Source organism: Roseovarius sp. B-10, assembly GCF_056859295.1.
In genome coordinates, this window is the sequence record NZ_JBSXOE010000040.1 from 69,092 (window position 1) to 85,905 (window position 16,814).

Genomic DNA, 16,814 nt, shown 5'->3' on the forward strand with positions numbered 1-16,814 from the left:
TGGACTGAACCGCAGGATTGCTTATAAAGGGGTCACTGCTCGATAGGTTTCTTGCCTGTATGAAACCTGCCTCAATGACTAGACCCCGGCCTTGTGCCGGGGTTTTTTTTGTCCGCGTTCCGGCGGCTCACGGCGACGTGACCGCAGAGCCCGCGTGCAATTCCGCGACGCGGCATCTATGCTGCGTGCGCAGTACACATTGGGAGACAGAGCATGAGTGTGAAGGGCAAGACCGCCGTCATCACCGGGTCGAATTCCGGTATCGGCCTTGGCATCGCCGAGGAACTGGCGCGCGCCGGGGCGAACGTGGTGCTGAACTCGTTCACCGATTCGGACGAGGATCACGCGCTGGCCCGCCGAATCGCCGAAGAGACCGGCAGCCAAGTGCGCTACATCAGGGCTGACATGTCGAAACCCGACGAGTGCCGCGCGCTGATCGAGCAGGCGGGGGCCTGTGATATCCTCATCAATAACGCGGGGATCCAGCATGTCGCGCCGATTGACGAGTTTCCACAGGACAAGTGGGACGCGATCATCGCGATCAACATGAACTCGGCCTTTCACACCACCGCCGCCGCGTTGCCGCTGATGCGCAAGGCGGGCTGGGGCCGGATCGTCAACATTGCCTCCGCTCACGGGCTGCGCGCCTCGCCCTACAAGGCTGCCTATGTCACCGCCAAGCACGGTGTCGTCGGCATGACAAAGACGGTAGGGCTCGAGACCGCGAAAGAACCGATCACCTGCAACGCGGTCTGTCCGGGCTACGTTCTCACCCCGCTTGTGGAGGCGCAAATTCCCGACACGGCCAAGCAATACGGCATTTCCGAGGATGCCGCGATCGAGGAGGTGATCCTCGCCAAGCAGCCGTCCAAGGAATTCGTCACGGTCGAGCAGCTTGCCGGGACCGTGCTCTATCTCTGCTCGGACGCAGCGGCGCAAGTCACCGGCACGACGATCAGCGTCGATGGCGGCTGGAGCGCGCAGTAAGTAGGGGCATTGGCGCGGGCGCGCGGGCGGTCTATATCGGACAGCATGTTTGGAGATCTGCTCAGCCGGCTTCTGGCCCCCGCCCCCGAGACCCTGCCTGACGCGGACGCGCGGCTTGCGCTGTCGGCGCTGATGGTGCGCCTCGCGCGCGCCGATGGCCACTACGATGCCGATGAACGCGCGCGCATCACCGGAATCCTGTCGGGGCGCTACGGGCTCGACGAGGCCGGAGCCGAAGCGCTGCGCGGCGACGCCGAGGCGCTGGAGGCGGAGGCACCTGACACCGTCCGTTTCACCCGCGCGATCAAGGATGCCGTGCCGCACGAGGCCCGCGCCGAGGTGATAGAGGCACTATGGCAAGTGGCGCTGGCCGACGGTGCGCGCGAGGCGCACGAGGATTCGCTTATCCGGCTGGTGACAAGCCTGCTGGGCCTGACCGATCAGGAAAGCGCCCGTGCCCGCCAGCGGATAACGCGCGGATGATCGCCAGCCTGCCGATGTATGACCGGCCCGAGACGGCGGCAGCCAATGACCGGCTGTGGCAGGCGGTGCGGGCGCGACTGGGCGAGGGGCCGGAGGCGTTGACGCGGGATGGCGACCTCTGGGCGCAGTGGCAAAGCCCCGATCTGCTCTTGTCGCAGACCTGTGGTTTGCCTTACCGGTCAAGGCTTTACGACAAGGTGAACCTTGTCGGAACGCCGGTCTGCGACCTGCCGGATTGCCCGCTGGGGCAGTATTACAGCGTCTTCGTTGCGCGTCGCGACGATCCGCGCGACGATCCGCAGGCCTATGCCCAGGCGGTGCTGGCGTATAACGAGCCGCTGTCGCAATCGGGCTGGGCCGCGCCGCAGGCCTGGGCGGCGGCGCGGGGTTTTGCCTTCACCGAAACGCTGCGCACGGGCGCGCACGCGGCATCGGCGCAGGCGGTGGCCGACGGGCGCGCGGATATCGCCGCGCTGGACGCGCTAAGCTGGAGGTTCATGGCGCGAACCGATAGGTTCGCGGATGCGCTGCGAGTGATCGGGCGCACCGATCCCACCCCGGCGCTGCCCTGGATCACCGCCGCCACGCGCGACCCCGCCCCTATCCGCGCCGCGCTGTCGGCGGCGCTGCTCGCGATGCCGCCGGAGGATCGCGACACGCTGGGGATTTCCGGGCTGGTCGAGATCGCGCCCGAGGCCTATCTCGCGCTGCCGATACCGGCACCGCCTGCCTCCGAATTGACCTGACCGGGCGTCAATTCGGCGGGCAAGCGGCCTGTTCCGCCGCATTGCAAGTTGCATCGCGCAGAATTTTCGGCCCTATTGTCACGAAGACGTCGCAATGCCAGAGTCCGACAGGGGGACGCGCGTGACCGAAACGCCGGTGATCGAAATCCGAAACCTGCACAAGGCCTATGGCGCGCTTGAGGTCATCAAGGGCGTCGATATCACCGCCCCCAGGGGCCATGTCATCTCGCTCATCGGGTCGTCGGGATCGGGCAAGTCCACCATCCTGCGCTGTGCCAACCTGCTGGAGGACAGCCAGCAGGGCGACATCCTGTTCAATGGCGAGCCGGTGAAGTGGAAGGGCGAGGGATTGGGTCGTCATCCGGCTGACGCCAAACAGGTTTTGCGCATTCGTACGAATCTCAGCATGGTGTTCCAGCAGTTCAACCTGTGGGCGCACATGACCATCCTGCAAAACGTGATGGAGGCACCGGTGACGGTGCTGGGGCGCGACCGGGCGGAGGCGGAGCACGCGGCGCGCGGCTATCTCGACAAGGTAGGTATCGGCGACAAGTGCGATGCATACCCTGCGCAGCTATCGGGCGGGCAGCAGCAACGAGCGGCGATCGCGCGGGCGCTGTGCATGGAACCCGAGGCGTTGCTCTTTGACGAGCCCACCTCGGCGCTCGATCCCGAGCTGGAACAGGAGGTGATCCGCGTCATCAAGGACCTCGCGAACGAGGGGCGCACGATGATGCTCGTTACCCATGACATGAGCATGGCCCGCGACGTGAGCGATCACGTGGTGTTCTTGCACCAGGGTCTGATCGAGGAAGAAGGCGCGTCCGACGAATTGTTCGGCGCACCGAAATCAGAGCGGTTGCGGGGCTTTCTCAGCTCCACGATGGCCGCTTGACCGTTACCAACCAGGAGGGAGAAGACCATGAAGAAACTACTCGTTTCCACCGCCGCCGTGGCCATGATGGCCGGCATGGCGATGGCGCAGGACGTCGTGCGGCTGGGCACCGAGGGTGCCTATCCGCCGTGGAACTTCATCAATGATGCGGGCGAGGTCGATGGTTTCGAGCGCGAGTTGGGCGACGAGTTGTGCAAGCGCGCCGAGCTTAACTGTGAATGGGTGACGAACGATTGGGACAGCATCATTCCCAACCTCGTTTCGGGCAACTACGACGCCATCATCGCTGGCATGTCGATCACCGACGAGCGCGACCAGGTGATTGATTTCACCCAGAATTATACGCCGCCAGACCCGTCCGCCTATCTGGCCATGTCCGACGACGTTGACCTCTCGGGCGGCGTGATCGCCGCGCAGACCGGCACGATCCAGGCGGGCTACGTGGCCGAATCGGGCGCGACCCTGCTGGAATTCGCCACACCTGAGGAAACCATCGCCGCCGTGCGTAACGGCGAGGCCGACGCGGTTCTGGCCGACAAGTCCTACCTCGCGCCGATCGCGCAAGAGGACCCGGGCCTGATGTTCGTCGGGGACGATGTGCCCCTGGGCGGCGGCGTCGGCATGGGCGTGCGCGAATCCGACGGCGAGCTGCGTGAGACCTTCGACGCGGCGATTCAGTCGATGAAGGATGACGGCACGCTCAACACGATGATCGAGAAGTGGGAAGTGTCCTCCACCTTCGAGTGACCGCTTTCATCCCCGCGCGCCATGGGGCGCGCGGGCCGATCTTTCGGGGGCGGCCCTGATGTTTTCATTTTGCTCCGATCCCGCGACACTCGACAGTGCGCGGTGGCTGGCGTGCTACCTCACCACCGTGAAACACGCCAATCTTTACATCGCGGTGGGCACGGTGCTGTTGCTTCTGGCGATCACCGCGCCCGCGGCGCTTGCCTTCGGGTTTGGCGGGGCGATGGCGGCGCGGTCGCGCATCTGGCCGCTGTCGTGGTTCGGCAAGGGTTATATCGCCATCGTGCGGGGCGTGCCGGACATCGCCTTTTTCCTGTTCTTCGTGATTGCGCTCGACCAGATTTTCGAGGTGATCCGCCACAAGATCAAATGCCCCGACTGGCCCGACGAGATATGGCAGGGCAGCGATTTCGTGGTGTGCCAGGCGGCCAAGCTGCCGTTGGGCAATTCGCCGCAATGGGTGCATGACACCTATGGATTCTTCGTCGCTGTTCTGACCTTTGCCATCGTGTTCGGCGCGTTCGCGGCCAACGTGCTCTATGGCGCGATGCGCGCGGTGCCGCATGCGCAACTTGAAACCGCGGAGGCCTACGGCATGTCGCGGCGCCAGAGTTTCTGGCGCATCCTCGTGCCGCAGATGTGGGTCTATGCGCTGCCCGGCCTCAGCAACCTGTGGATGGTGCTGACCAAGGCCACGCCACTGCTGTTCCTGCTGGGGATCGAGGATATCGTCTACTGGGCGCGCGAGATGGGCGGCACGGCGCTGCCGCGCTTTACCGAGTATCCGCACGGTGACTGGCGGATGTGGTATTTCCTCGCGCTGCTGGTGTTTTACCTGGGGCTGACCAAGGTGTCGGAGGTGGCGCTGGAGCGGGTGATGGTGCGGCTGAGCCACGGGCAGGCGACGACGGGCGGCGAAGCGCAGCGGAGGGCGGGCGCATGAGCTGCTGGCAGACGGTTCAGGATTACGCGCTGCGCAGTCTCGGCCATGGCGAGCGGCTGTTGCCACGCGACGGATACACGCTGTGCGAGCATTTCACGCTGATCGGGTCGGGACTGATCTGGAACGTGTATTTCGGGGCGCTGGCGCTTTTCGCGGGGTTCTTCCTCGCCACGGTCGTGGCACTGGGAAAGGGCGCGCGCAATCCGCTCGTCAGAAAGCCGTCGGAGTGGTTCATTTTCATCTTTCGCGGCTCGCCGCTCTTCATCCAGTTCTTTTTCGCCTATTTCCTGTTTCTGTCGCTGAAATCGGTCAGCCCGGTCTTTGACGCATTCACCTCGGCGTGGCTGGGGGCGCTTATCGTGCTGTTTCTGAACACTGCCGCCTATTCGGGCGAGATATTCTACGGTGCGCTGCGCTCGATCCCCAAGGGCGACGTCGAGGCCGCGGATGCCTACGGGTTCTCGGGGCTGCGGCGGTTTCGCAAGATCGTGTGGCCGACGATGCTGCGGCTCGCGTGGCCGGCCTATACTAACGAGGCGATCTTTCTGTTCCACTCGACAACGCTGGTGTTCTTCTCGGGCTTTCCGGCGTGGCAACAGCGGGGCGACGCGCTGTATTACGCCAATTACTTCGCCGACAAGACCTTCAACCCCTTCGTGCCCTACCCGATCCTCGCCGGGTATTTCATCCTGTTGACGCTGGTCATCATCGGGATTTTCGGCGTGGTGAACCGGCACCTCAACCGGCACCTGCCGCAGGAGGCGCGGCGTGGGCTGCGGCTGCGGCTCAACGTCATCCGGTGACGGGGGCGGTGGCGATCCTGGTACCGGCGGCGGGCGCGTCGCGGCGGATGCGGGGGCGCGACAAGCTGATGGAAGAGGTGCGGGGGCGGCCGCTGTTGGCCGATCGTGTGGCGGTGGCGCTGGACCTTGATGCCGATGTGCTGGTGACGGTGCCGCCCGGGGGGGCGGCGCGCGCGCAGGCGCTGGCCCCGCTGATGGGGCCGAGGCTGTGGGTCGAGGAGGTGCCGGATGCGGGCGAGGGGATGGCGGCGTCGCTGCGCCGGGGGGCGAAATGGGCCGAGGCGCGCGGGGCAGGGGCGCTGATGGTGCTGCTGCCGGATCTGCCGGACCTGACCGGGGCCGATCTGCGCGCGGTGTGGGACGCCTTTGACGGGCAGCGCATCCTGCGCGCGACCGCCGAGGATGGACGGGCGGGGCATCCGGTGGTGTTCCCGGCGCGGCTATTGCCAGAGATGGCGGCGCTGCGGGGGGACGAAGGTGCGCGGGTGATCCTTGCGGCGCATGATGTAGCGCGCGTCGCGCTGCCGGGCTGCCGCGCGGTGACCGATCTCGACACGCCCGAGGACTGGGCCGCGTGGCGTGAGGGCGGGGCACCAAAACCTTAAGAAAATGTAAATATAACGGGCAGTTGGCGTGCGCGCGGATTTGACTCACCGCGTGTTTGCTCGTATAGGTTGTGTCGTGCTGAGCGAGATGGGCAGGCGGCCCCGGGACACCCCCGGAGGCCGCCTTTTCATGTCGGCGCGGGCGGGGGGCATCGCGAGAAGGGAAACGGCATGAGGCAGCGACACGCATGGTTCTGATCACCCCGGAGGAGGGGCCTTCGGGCCTGACCAGTGCGATCAATTCGCTTGAAGAGCAGCTTGCGGACATGCGCGGGGAGCTCGAGGCGCTTCATCGGCGGATACGGGCCGGGGAACTCGACGAATTGAAAAACGCGACGCGGGCCACGACGGAAATCCGTCAATGGCTCAAGATCGCAATTGAAATGGAGGCACAGCTTGAAAAACGCAGACAACACGAGCGTGGCATCGTCCACGGCTACGCCATCGACTTCGACGCCGCCCGGGTTGAGATCCGGTGCCGCATGGACCGTCTCGCAAGGGCACGATGCACGGCACGAGTTCCTCGATGCCCTGAGCGAGGGTGAGCTGCTGGCGCTGCCCTATATCTTTGAGTTCTGGGCGATGGAGCATCAGTTGCCGCCCGAGGGGGACTGGCGCACATGGGTGATCCTGGGCGGGCGCGGCGCGGGCAAGACGCGCGCCGGGGCCGAATGGGTGCGCGCGCAAGTAGAGGGCGCGCTGCCGCTCGGTGAAGGGGCGTGCAAGCGGTTGGCACTGATCGGTGAGACGGTGGAGCAGGTGCGCGAGGTGATGGTCTTTGGCGAGAGCGGGATCATGGCGTGCAGCCCGCCTGACCGGCGGCCCGAGTGGCAGGCCACGCGCAAGCGGTTGGTCTGGCCCAACGGGGCGGTGGCGCAAGTGTTCTCGGCGCACGAGCCCGAGGGGCTGCGCGGGCCGCAATTCGATGGCGCGTGGGTGGACGAGCTGGCCAAGTGGAAGAAGGCGCGCGAGACGTGGGACATGCTGCAATTCGGGCTGCGGCTGGGTGAGGCACCGCAGGTCTGCGTGACCACGACGCCGCGCAACGTCGGCGTGGTCAAGGACATCCTCGCGAGCGACAGCACCGTGGTGACGAGCGCGCCCACAGAGGCCAATGCTGCGAATCTGGCGCAGGGTTTCCTGGAGGAGGTACGCGCGCGCTACGCCGGTACGCGGTTGGGGCGGCAAGAGCTGGAGGGGGTGCTGGTGGACGCCACCGAGGACGCGCTCTGGACGCCGGTAATGCTGGAGGCAGGGCGGGTGGAGGCCGTGCCCGACCTCGACCGGATCGTGGTGGCGATCGACCCGCCGGTGACGGGCCATGCCGGCTCGGACGCATGCGGTATCGTGGTGGTGGGGGTGGTTACGCAAGGCCCGGTGCAGGACTGGCGGGCCTGGGTGCTGGCCGACGCAAGCGTGAACGCGGCGAGCCCGGCGGCCTGGGCGCGGGCCGCGATCCGCGCCATGGAACGCTGGGGGGCAGACCGTCTGGTGGCCGAGGTCAACCAGGGCGGCGACCTGGTGGAGCAGGTGATCCGGCAGGTCGATCCGCTGGTACCGTTCCGCAAGGTCCACGCCAGCCGCGGCAAGGCGGCGCGCGCCGAGCCGGTGGCGGCGCTATACGAGCAGGGGCGGGTGCATCACGTGCGGGGGCTGGCCGCGCTGGAGGACCAGATGTGCGCGATGACCAATCGTGGCTACGAGGGGCGCGGCAGCCCGGACCGGGTGGATGCGCTCGTCTGGGCGTTGACCGATCTGATCGTGGAGCCGGGGGCAAAGTGGCGCCGCCCGAGCGTGCGCGCGGTGTGAGGGGCGGGCGGGCGCTTGACAGATGCGGCCCTAGGGTGATCGGGGTGGTCCCGATGCTGCGGCAGGCCGATGGGGTGGACGTGGAGATTGGCCTGGAGCTGCCGTTGCAGTGAGCCGCGCAGCGCCCGACCGCCGGGTGGGCGCAATACCGGTTGTGCGGCGCGATTTATGGTGCAAGATACTTCTGCAATCACAGCTACTTGCAACGACGAGGAGCGCCCGCCCGAGGGGGCGGTCGGGCGCTGCGCGGCGGCGCGTTCCGCGCCTTGATTCCGCGCAAGTGGGCCAAGATCGGAAGGTTCGCTCAAGGCCGTTCCCGTTGCCGCAACCCGCCGGGCAGCGCTTGCCCGCCCGGCGGCGTGCAACGGGCTTCTTTCCGGGTTGATGCGATGGTTTTCGAGGGGGCGCACGCATCGCTTAACTTTCCTTAAACCTTTGACCGTCTGATGCCCCTCGAGCGCCGAGGTGAAGGAGCGAGCGATGATACTGGATTTCTTCCGGCAAGGAGGGGCAGAGGTGGCAGAGAGCCCGGAGCAGAAGGCGAGCGCTGCGGGCCGCGTCATCGCCTGGGGCGGGTCGGGGCGCGTGGCGTGGAGCCCGCGCGACACCGTAAGCCTCACGCGGAGCGGTTTTGCGGGCAACCCGGTGGGCTTTCGCGCCGTCAAGATGATCGCCGAGGCGGCGGCGGCGCTGCCGCTGGTGTTGCAGGATGCCGAGCAACGGTTTGCCGTGCATCCGGTGCTCGACCTGGTAGCCGCGCCCAACCCGGCGCAGGGCCGGGCAGAGCTGTTCGAGGCGCTGTATGGCCAGCTTCTGCTGAGCGGCAACGCGTATCTTGAGGCGGTGGGCGCGGGCGCGGGCCTGCCGCTGGAGCTGCACGTGTTGCGGTCGGACCGGATGAGCGTGGTGCCGGGTGCCGATGGTTGGCCGGTGGCCTATGAATACAGCGTTTCGGGGCGCAAGCATCGGTTTCACATCGGCGAGGGTGCGCCCTGCATCTGCCATATCAAGAGCTTTCACCCGCAGGACGACCATTACGGGCTGAGCCCGATGCAGGCCGCCGCGCAGGCGGTGGATGTGCACAACGCGGCAAGCCGGTGGTCCAAGGCGCTGCTCGATAATGCGGCGCGGCCCTCGGGCGCGATCGTCTACAAGGGAGCCGAGGGGCAGGGCGCGCTGAGCACCGATCAGTATGACCGGCTGGTCGCTGAGATGGAGGCGCATCATCAGGGTGCGCGCAACGCGGGCCGCCCGATGCTGCTGGAAGGTGGCCTCGACTGGAAGCCGATGGGGTTTTCGCCCTCGGACATGGAGTTTCAACAGACCAAGGAGGCAGCGGCGCGCGAGATCGCGCTCGCCTTTGGCGTGCCGCCGATGCTGCTCGGCATTCCCGGTGACGCGACCTATGCCAATTACCAGGAGGCCAATCGCGCCTTTTACCGGCTGACGGTGCTGCCACTGGTGGCGCGCGTGAGCGCCAAGGTGGCAACGTGGCTCAACGCGTTCACGGGCGAGGCGCTGGAGATTCAACCCGATCTCGACCGGGTGCCGGCGCTTGCGGCCGAGCGCGATGCGCAATGGTCCCGCGTGGCGGGCGCGGATTTCCTGACGGCAGCGGAGAAGCGGGCGCTTTTGGGGCTGCCCGCGCTGCCGGGTGGGGTGGCGGATGACTGAGGGCGCCCCGCCGCCGCGGTACGGTTTCGAGGCATTCGACTGTGCGCCCGCGCTTCGGCTGGAGGCGCATGAGCGGGTCTCTGATTTGCAGCAGCGGGCGATGCGCGAGCGGCTGGAGCGGTTGGAGGCGACGGTCGAGCGGCTGGAGCGCCGCCTGTGGCTGGCGGTTTATGGCGTGGTGGCGGCGGTGCTGGTGCAGGCGTTTCAGCCGATCCTGGCGGCATTGCCGGGTTGAGGGGAAAGGATGAGGTGGATGGAGATGGAGACGGATTTGGAGCGCAAATTCATGCAAGGCGGGGCCGAGGGGCTATCCGTGACCGAAGCGGGCGGGATCGAGGGCTATGCGAGCCTGTTCGATGCGCCCGATCAAGGCGGGGATATCGTCGCGCGTGGGGCCTATGCGGCGAGCCTCAAGCGGATGGGCGCAGAGGGGCGCCGCGTGCGGATGCTGTGGCAGCACGATCCGCGTGAGCCCATCGGCATCTGGGACGAGGTGCGCGAGGACGGGCGCGGCCTGTGGGTCAAGGGCCGGCTACTTGACGGTGTCGCGCGCGCCCGCGAGGCGGCGGCGCTGATCGCCGCGGGGGCGCTCGACGGGTTGAGCATCGGCTATCGCACCGTGCGCGCGGGCCGGAAGGAGAAGGGCCAGAGGCTCTTGCAGGAACTGGAGCTTTGGGAGGTGTCGCTGGTGACATTCCCGATGCTGCCCAGTGCGCGGGTGGCGGCCAAGGGCGAGAGCCCCGGGGACGACACCTTGCGCGAGATGGCGGCCGTGCTGAGGGCGGCGCGCCGGGAGATGGCGCGCGACTGAGCCGCCGACCCGCAACCGAGAGGAGTTGACGATGACGACCGAGACGAAGGCTCGGACCGGGGAAGACGTGTCTCCGGCAGCCGAGATGGGGGAGGCCCTGTGCGGGTTCCTCGACGAGTTCAAGGGCTTTCGGGCCGAGATCACCACGCGGTTTCAACAGCAGGAAGACAAGATGACCATGATCGAACGCAAGAGCCTGACACAGGCGCGCCCGCAACTGGCAGGCCAAACCGACATGCATGCACCGCATCGCAAGGCGTTCGACGCCTATCTGCGCTCGGGTGACGATGACGGGCTGCGCGGCCTCGACCTCGAGGGCAAGGCGCTCAACACCGCGGTGACGGCGGAGGGCGGCTATCTGGTCGATCCGCAGACCTCCGAGACGATCCGCTCGGTGCTCAACTCCACCGCGTCGATCCGGGCGATCGCCAATGTGGTCGCGGTCGAGGCGACGTCGTTCGACGTGCTGGTGGACCATACCGAGCTGGGCCACGGCTGGGCCAGCGAGACCGGTAGCGTGGCCGAGACCGACACGCCGCAGATCGACCGCATCGCGATCCCGCTGCACGAGCTGAGCGCGCTGCCGAAGGCGAGCCAGCGGCTGCTCGATGACAGTGCCTTTGATGTGGAGGGTTGGCTGGCCGCGCGCATCGCCGACCGGTTCTCGCGCGCCGAAGCCGCGGCCTTCGTGTCGGGTGACGGGGTGGACAAGCCGCGCGGGTTCCTCAGTCGTCCGGCGGTGGACAACGACGTCTGGACCTGGGGCAACCTGGGCTATGTGCCCACGGGCATCGATGCTGACCTGGGCGGCCCGGATCCGATTGTCGACCTGGTTTACGCGCTGGGTGCAGAATACCGCGCCAACGCCACGTTCGTGATGAATTCGCGCACTGCCGGTGTCGTGCGCAAGCTCAAGGATGTGGATGGCCGGTTCCTGTGGTCCGACGGGCTGGCCGCCGGAGAGCCTGCGCGGCTGATGGGCTACCCGGTGCTGATCGCCGAGGACATGCCCGAGATCGCGAGCGGGGCGGATGCCATCGCCTTTGGCGATTTTCGCGCAGGCTACACGGTGGCCGAGCGGCCCGACCTGCGCATCCTGCGCGACCCGTTCAGCGCCAAGCCGCATGTCCTGTTTTACGCGACCAAGCGCGTGGGCGGCGATGTGAGCGATTTCAAGGCGATCAAGCTGTTGCGGTTCGCCGTCGCCTGAGGCGGGCGGTGAAGACGGGCGGGGGCCGATGGCTCCCGTCCGGGGCGCGTGCCGCGCGACGCGGCGTTGTTCAGCTTCCCCTCCGTCCGTGCAACGCCGGGCGGCACGCGCCGCAAGAGCCGGAGGGGTCCGGGATGATGGAGATGGTCCATGTTGCTGATGGAAGAGACCGCGGTGCCCGATGCCGCATTGCCGCTGGCGGAGTTCAAGGCGCATCTGCGGCTGGGCACCGGATTCGCGGATGACGATATTCAGGACCCCGTGCTGGAGGGATTTCTTCGCGCGGCGCTGGCCGCGATCGAGGGTCGCACCGGCAAGGCCCTGATCGAGCGACAGTTTTCCTGGGTTCTGCACGATTGGCAGGACCCGGCCGGGCAGCCCCTGCCGGTGGCGCCGGTGAGTGCGATCCTGAGCTTGGTCCTGCGCGACCGCGTAGACGAGGAAGAGGTGATCGGTGCCGCGCTCTATCGGTTGGAGCGCGACGCGCACCGCCCGGTTCTGCGGCCTGTGGGGCATGGATTGCCGATAGTGCCGACGGGCGGCGTGGCCGAGATCGTGTTTCGCGCGGGTTATGGTACGGGCTGGGCTGACCTGCCCGCCGATCTGGCGCAGGCGGTACTGCTGCTCGCGGCGCATTACTACGAGCACCGGTCCGAGACCGCGCTACGCGAGGGCTGCATGCCCTTTGGCGTGGCGAGCTTGATCGAGCGCTACCGCAAGGTGCGCCTGCTGGGCGGGGGGGCACGGTGATGGCGCGGCCCATGCTCGACCGCCCGCTGGTGCTGGAGGCGCCCGATCGCGTGCCCGACGGCGCGGGTGGGTTCACGCAGGTTTGGGCGGTGCGCGGCACGCTCTGGGCGGCGCTCGACGTGCGCACGGGGCGCGAGGTGGCGGGCGAGGGGCTGCGGTTGGGGCGTGCGGGCTATCGCGTCACCGTGCGCGCGGCCCCGCAGGGCGCCCCCTCTCGACCAATCCCCGGGCAGCGGCTGCGCGACGGCGCGCGGCTCTTTCACATCCTTTCCGTGACGGAGAGCGACGCGGGCCGCGGGTATCTGATGCTCTGGGCTGAAGAGGAAGTGGTGGCATGAGCTATGGCATGGCGGCAGCACTTCAGGCGGCGATCTGGCAGCGGCTCTCGGCCGACCCGGCGCTGGCGGCGCTGGTGGGCGGCGCGATCTACGACGCGGCCCCTCAGGGCACGGTGTCCGATCTCTACGTGATCCTTGGTCCCGAGGATGTGCGCGAGCGCGGTGATGGCACCGCGGCAGGCGCCGAACACCGCGTCACCGTCACGGTGGTGAGCGCGGCGGCGGGATTTCTCATCGCCAAGCAAACGGCGGGCGCGGTGAGCGATGTCCTGGTCGGCGCGGCGCTGACGCTCGATCGCGGGTGGCTGGTGTCACTCAACTTCCTGCGCGCCCGCGCGCGACGTAGCCGCGACGGGCAGTTGCGCCGGATCGACCTGACCTTTCGGGCGCGTGTGGATGACGGTGCCTGATCCAAGACAGAACGGAGACGAGACATGGCAGTTCAGAATGGCAAGGACCTTCTCATCAAGGTCGATCTCAATGGCGGCGGCAATTTCCAGACGGTGGCAGGGCTGCGTGCAACGCGGGTGAGCTTCAACGCCGAGAGCGTGGATGTCACCAGCCTCGATTCGGCGGGCGGCTGGCGCGAGTTGCTGGCCGGCGCGGGCGTCAAATCCGCCAGCATCAGCGGATCGGGCGTCTTTCGCGACGCGGCCAGCGATGCGCGGATGCGGCAAATATTCTTCGACGGAGAAACACCGAATTTCCAGGTGGTCATCCCCGACTTCGGCACCATCGAGGGGCCATTCCAGGTGACCGGAATCGAGTATGGCGGCACCCATGATGGCGAGGCGACCTATGAGATGTCGCTGGCCTCGGCGGGGCGGCTCGATTTCGTGGCGCTGTGAGCTCGGCGATGGCCAATCCTTACGCGGGCGAGGTGGCGCTGGTTCTGGGTGGCGAGGGTTGCGTGATGCGGCTCACGCTCGGGGCGCTGGCGGAAATGGAAGCGGCGCTTGGGGCGGATTCGCTCGTCGCGTTGGTGACGCGGTTCGAGGAAGGGCGGTTTTCTTCGCGTGACGTGCTGGCGGTGATCGTTGCGGGCCTGCGCGGCGGCGGCTGGGAGGGGCAGCCCTCGGACCTGCTGACCGTCGAGATCGAGGGCGGGCCGGTGGCCGCGGCGCGGGCGGCGGCGCAGCTCCTGGCGCGAGCCTTTGCCCTGCCGGGAGAGGCGGGATGAGCGAGGCGCGTTTCGATTGGCCCGCGCTTTTGCGGGCGGGCGTGCAGGGGCTGGGCCTGCGCCCGGGTGAGTTCTGGGCGCTGACCCCAGTGGAATTGCGTCTGATGCTGGGCGAACGGCAGGGGACGCGCCCGATGGCGCGCGACGGGCTGGAGGCGCTGTTGGCCGCCTTTCCCGACCACGAAGAGGAGTGACGAGCGATGGATGAGCTGGACCGCGCCGAGGATATGGAGGCGCAGATCGCGGCACTGGACGACGCGATGGGGCAGGCGGGGGCGATGGCCGCTGCATTTGCCGGGGAGCTTGCACAGGTGCGCGGCGGGTTTGCCGCCGCGGGACAGGACGTGCAGAGCCTCGAACGGGGGCTGAGCCGCGGGTTGCGCGGCGCGCTGAGGGGTGCGGTGGTGCAGGGCGACAGCCTGTCCGAGAGCCTGCGGCGGCTGGCCACGACGATGGTCAACACCGCATTCAGCGACGCGGTGCGGCCCGTGACCGACCAGGTCGGTGGGTTGCTCGCGCAGGGTGTCGGCGCGCTGGTCGGCGGAATCCTGCCCTTTGCCAAGGGGGGCAGCTTCGCGCATGGGCGGGTGATGCCCTTTGCCAGCGGCGGTGTGGTGAGCGGACCGACGCGCTTTGCCATGCGTGGTGGACGCACCGGGTTGATGGGCGAGGCCGGACCCGAGGCGATCCTGCCGCTCAGCCGCGGCACCGACGGGCGGCTCGGTGTGCGCGCGCAGGGCGGCGGGACGGTGAACGTCGTGATGAACGTGAGCACACCGGATGTCGAGGGTTTTCGCCGTAGCCAGGGACAGATCGCAGCACAGATCGGTCGTGTGATCGGTCGCGGCGCGCGCAATCGCTGAGAGGGAGGCAGGCATGGGATTTCACGAAATACGGTTTCCGGTCAATCTGAGCTTTGGCTCTATCGGCGGGCCGGAGCGGCTCACCGAGATTGTCACGCTGGCAAGCGGGCACGAGGAGCGTAACACGCCATGGGCGCAGGCGCGCAGGCGGTATGACGCGGGCGTGGCGCTGCGCAGCCTCGAGGATGTCGAGGCGCTCATCGCGTTCTTCGAGGCGCGGCAGGGGCAGCTCTACGGCTTTCGCTGGAAGGACTGGAGCGATTACAAATCGTCGCGCGCGGGCGCGGCGCCCGTCTTTGACGATCAGCGGATCGGGGTGGGCGACGACGCCACCACGGCGTTCCAGCTTTACAAGACCTATCGCTCGGGCGCGCAGGAGGCGGTGCGCCCCGTGGTCAAGCCGGTGGCGGGCAGCGTGCGCATGGGCCTTGGCGGCGTGGAGATGCGCGAGGGGGTGCATTACGAGGTGGACGATTCCACCGGTATCGTCACCTTTGCCGAACCGCCCAACCGGGACGTGGCGGTGACCGCCGGGTATGAATTCGACGTGCCGGTGCGGTTCGATACCGACCGCATCCAGGTCAGCCTCGCGTCGTTCCAGGCGGGCGAGGTGCCCAGCGTGCCGGTGGTGGAGATCCGGGTATGACCGGGGCAGAGGCGCTGGCCGCGCATCTCGGGTCGGGGGTGAGCACCGCTTGCCGGACCTGGGCGCTGACGCGGCGCGACGGCGTGGTGATGGGGTTCACCGATCACGACCGTGCGCTGCATTTCGAGGGGATCGCGTTTCGCCCCGAGACGGGCCTGAGCGCCCGCGCCGTGGCGGCGAGTACCGGGCTTGCCGTCAACAATACGGAGGCGTTGGGTGCGCTGTCGGATTCTGCCATCAGCGAGGCGGATATCGAGGCGGGGCGCTATGACGGCGCAGGCGTGCGCGCGTGGATCGTTAACTGGCAGGACGTGACGCAGCGGGTGACGATCTTTGCCGGGACCATCGGCGACATCCGCCGCGCCGGCGGCGCGTTCGAGGCGGAGCTGCGGGGCCTCACGGACGCGCTCAACGTGCCGCTGGGCCGGGTTTTCCAGAAATCTTGCAGCGCCGTGCTGGGGGATCGCGATTGCACCTTTGATCTCGATACGCCGGGGTATGTATCCGAGCGCGAGGCCGAGGAGGTCGCGGAGAACCGCGTGTTCCGCTTTGCCGATATGGCCGGGTTTGCCGAGGATTGGTTCCGGCATGGCGTGCTGAAGGTGCAAAGCGGCGCTGCGCGGGGCCTGCAGGGGATGATCAAGCGGGACCGTATGGACGGTGTCGCGCGGGTCATCGAGCTGTGGCATCCCTTGGGGGCAACGGTTGCGCCGGGCGACGCGCTGCGGATCGAGGCGGGCTGTGACAAGCGCCGCGAGACCTGTCAGTTCAAGTTCAACAACATCCTGAATTTTCAGGGCTTTCCAGATATTCCGGGAGATGACTGGGTGATCACCGATCCCACCAAGTCACCGCGCCTTGATGGTGGGAGCCGTCGCCGATGAGCGCCCGGCAGGATCGGATCGTAACCGCCGCGCGCGGCTGGATCGGCACGCCCTACCGGCATCAGGCGGCGTGCCGGGGCGCGGGATGTGACTGCCTTGGACTGGTGCGCGGAGTCTGGCGCGAGGTGATGGGCGAAGAGCCCGAGCGCCCACCTGCCTATTCGATGGACTGGTCCGAGCCTGCACGGGAGGAGGCGCTGTGGCACGCAGCGCTGCGTCACCTGCGGGCGCGTCCCGTGACCGGGGAGCAACCGGGCGACGTGATCCTGTTCCGGATGCGCGACGGTGCGGTGGCCAAGCATCTGGGTATCTGTACCCGTGCCGGGCGGGACGCGCGATTTGTTCATGCCTATTCGGGGCATGGCGTGGTCGAGAGCGCGCTGAGCCTGCCGTGGCGGCGGCGGGTCGTGGCGCGTTTCGCCTTTCCTGAGGAGGGATAA

Annotated in this window: 24 protein-coding genes; all 24 read left to right on the top strand. The window is 67.6% G+C overall.

All coding sequences use genetic code 11. The annotated features are described in order from the left end of the window. Positions 1–213: 213 nt before the first annotated feature. The 24 genes from AC13D8_RS16635 to AC13D8_RS16750 all read left to right on the top strand — a co-directional run bounded on the left by AC13D8_RS16635 (position 214) and on the right by AC13D8_RS16750 (position 16,814). Positions 214–987, top strand: a complete 774-nt coding sequence (locus AC13D8_RS16635; protein ID WP_482969758.1) for a 3-hydroxybutyrate dehydrogenase — start codon at positions 214–216, stop codon at positions 985–987. Between the two features lie 45 nt (positions 988–1,032). Next, the gene (locus AC13D8_RS16640) at positions 1,033–1,470 is read left to right on the top strand and encodes a tellurite resistance TerB family protein (protein WP_482969759.1); all 438 of its coding nucleotides are present in this window, start codon (positions 1,033–1,035) and stop codon (positions 1,468–1,470) included. Then, the gene (locus AC13D8_RS16645; RefSeq protein WP_482969760.1) at positions 1,467–2,216 is read left to right on the top strand and encodes a phosphate/phosphite/phosphonate ABC transporter substrate-binding protein; all 750 of its coding nucleotides are present in this window, start codon (positions 1,467–1,469) and stop codon (positions 2,214–2,216) included. Before AC13D8_RS16640 ends, AC13D8_RS16645 begins: the two co-directional genes overlap by 4 nt. A gap of 94 nt (positions 2,217–2,310) precedes the next feature. Continuing rightward, positions 2,311–3,111: an ABC transporter ATP-binding protein gene (locus AC13D8_RS16650; protein ID WP_104017032.1), complete on the top strand. Its 801-nt coding sequence runs from the start codon at positions 2,311–2,313 to the stop codon at positions 3,109–3,111. Between the two features lie 27 nt (positions 3,112–3,138). Further along, positions 3,139–3,858 carry a transporter substrate-binding domain-containing protein gene (locus AC13D8_RS16655; RefSeq protein ID WP_129432067.1) on the top strand — a complete coding sequence of 240 codons (720 nt, stop codon included), beginning with the start codon at positions 3,139–3,141 and terminating at the stop codon, positions 3,856–3,858. 58 nt (positions 3,859–3,916) lie between these two features. After that, positions 3,917–4,801 carry an ABC transporter permease gene (locus AC13D8_RS16660; RefSeq protein WP_482969761.1) on the top strand — a complete coding sequence of 295 codons (885 nt, stop codon included), beginning with the start codon at positions 3,917–3,919 and terminating at the stop codon, positions 4,799–4,801. Beyond that, complete coding sequence (locus AC13D8_RS16665; RefSeq protein WP_482969762.1) at positions 4,798–5,604, top strand: ABC transporter permease; 807 nt, start codon at positions 4,798–4,800, stop codon at positions 5,602–5,604. The genes AC13D8_RS16660 and AC13D8_RS16665 overlap by 4 nt, the downstream gene beginning before the upstream one ends. An 8-nt stretch (positions 5,605–5,612) precedes the next feature. Further along, positions 5,613–6,209: a nucleotidyltransferase family protein gene (locus AC13D8_RS16670; protein ID WP_482969763.1), complete on the top strand. Its 597-nt coding sequence runs from the start codon at positions 5,613–5,615 to the stop codon at positions 6,207–6,209. A gap of 188 nt (positions 6,210–6,397) precedes the next feature. Beyond that, the gene (locus tag AC13D8_RS16675) at positions 6,398–6,754 is read left to right on the top strand and encodes a hypothetical protein (protein ID WP_482969764.1); all 357 of its coding nucleotides are present in this window, start codon (positions 6,398–6,400) and stop codon (positions 6,752–6,754) included. Next, a complete protein-coding gene (locus AC13D8_RS16680; RefSeq protein WP_482969765.1) occupies positions 6,675–8,018 on the top strand; it encodes a DNA-packaging protein in 1,344 nt (447 codons plus the stop codon). The genes AC13D8_RS16675 and AC13D8_RS16680 overlap by 80 nt, the downstream gene beginning before the upstream one ends. A 480-nt stretch (positions 8,019–8,498) precedes the next feature. Continuing rightward, positions 8,499–9,692: a phage portal protein gene (locus tag AC13D8_RS16685; protein WP_482969766.1), complete on the top strand. Its 1,194-nt coding sequence runs from the start codon at positions 8,499–8,501 to the stop codon at positions 9,690–9,692. Continuing rightward, a complete protein-coding gene (locus AC13D8_RS16690; RefSeq protein WP_104017025.1) occupies positions 9,685–9,927 on the top strand; it encodes a GTA head formation protein, RCAP_rcc01685 family in 243 nt (80 codons plus the stop codon). The genes AC13D8_RS16685 and AC13D8_RS16690 overlap by 8 nt, the downstream gene beginning before the upstream one ends. Positions 9,928–9,945: 18 nt before the next feature. Continuing rightward, complete coding sequence (locus AC13D8_RS16695; RefSeq protein WP_482969767.1) at positions 9,946–10,503, top strand: HK97 family phage prohead protease; 558 nt, start codon at positions 9,946–9,948, stop codon at positions 10,501–10,503. A 31-nt stretch (positions 10,504–10,534) separates the two neighbouring features. Next, entirely contained in the window at positions 10,535–11,713 is a 1,179-nt protein-coding gene (locus AC13D8_RS16700) for a phage major capsid protein (protein WP_482969768.1), read from the top strand. 150 nt (positions 11,714–11,863) lie between these two features. After that, the gene (locus AC13D8_RS16705) at positions 11,864–12,463 is read left to right on the top strand and encodes a head-tail connector protein (RefSeq protein WP_482969769.1); all 600 of its coding nucleotides are present in this window, start codon (positions 11,864–11,866) and stop codon (positions 12,461–12,463) included. Next, complete coding sequence (locus tag AC13D8_RS16710; RefSeq protein ID WP_482969770.1) at positions 12,463–12,801, top strand: head-tail adaptor protein; 339 nt, start codon at positions 12,463–12,465, stop codon at positions 12,799–12,801. The genes AC13D8_RS16705 and AC13D8_RS16710 overlap by 1 nt, the downstream gene beginning before the upstream one ends. Further along, positions 12,798–13,211 (top strand): DUF3168 domain-containing protein, encoded by a 414-nt coding sequence (locus AC13D8_RS16715; protein WP_482969771.1) that lies wholly within the window; start codon positions 12,798–12,800, stop codon positions 13,209–13,211. The genes AC13D8_RS16710 and AC13D8_RS16715 overlap by 4 nt, the downstream gene beginning before the upstream one ends. 24 nt (positions 13,212–13,235) lie before the next feature. Beyond that, positions 13,236–13,649, top strand: a complete 414-nt coding sequence (locus AC13D8_RS16720; RefSeq protein ID WP_104017019.1) for a phage major tail protein, TP901-1 family — start codon at positions 13,236–13,238, stop codon at positions 13,647–13,649. 8 nt (positions 13,650–13,657) lie between these two features. Continuing rightward, positions 13,658–13,981, top strand: coding sequence for a gene transfer agent family protein (locus AC13D8_RS16725; protein ID WP_482969772.1), 324 nt, complete (start codon positions 13,658–13,660; stop codon positions 13,979–13,981). Beyond that, positions 13,978–14,175: a rcc01693 family protein gene (locus AC13D8_RS16730; RefSeq protein ID WP_482969773.1), complete on the top strand. Its 198-nt coding sequence runs from the start codon at positions 13,978–13,980 to the stop codon at positions 14,173–14,175. Before AC13D8_RS16725 ends, AC13D8_RS16730 begins: the two co-directional genes overlap by 4 nt. A 6-nt stretch (positions 14,176–14,181) precedes the next feature. Continuing rightward, positions 14,182–14,844, top strand: a complete 663-nt coding sequence (locus AC13D8_RS16735) for a phage tail tape measure protein (RefSeq protein WP_482969774.1) — start codon at positions 14,182–14,184, stop codon at positions 14,842–14,844. Between the two features lie 13 nt (positions 14,845–14,857). Continuing rightward, positions 14,858–15,490, top strand: coding sequence for a phage distal tail protein, Rcc01695 family (locus AC13D8_RS16740; protein ID WP_482969775.1), 633 nt, complete (start codon positions 14,858–14,860; stop codon positions 15,488–15,490). Further along, a complete protein-coding gene (locus tag AC13D8_RS16745; RefSeq protein WP_482969776.1) occupies positions 15,487–16,374 on the top strand; it encodes a DUF2163 domain-containing protein in 888 nt (295 codons plus the stop codon). The genes AC13D8_RS16740 and AC13D8_RS16745 overlap by 4 nt, the downstream gene beginning before the upstream one ends. After that, positions 16,371–16,814 (top strand): NlpC/P60 family protein, encoded by a 444-nt coding sequence (locus AC13D8_RS16750; RefSeq protein WP_482969777.1) that lies wholly within the window; start codon positions 16,371–16,373, stop codon positions 16,812–16,814. Before AC13D8_RS16745 ends, AC13D8_RS16750 begins: the two co-directional genes overlap by 4 nt.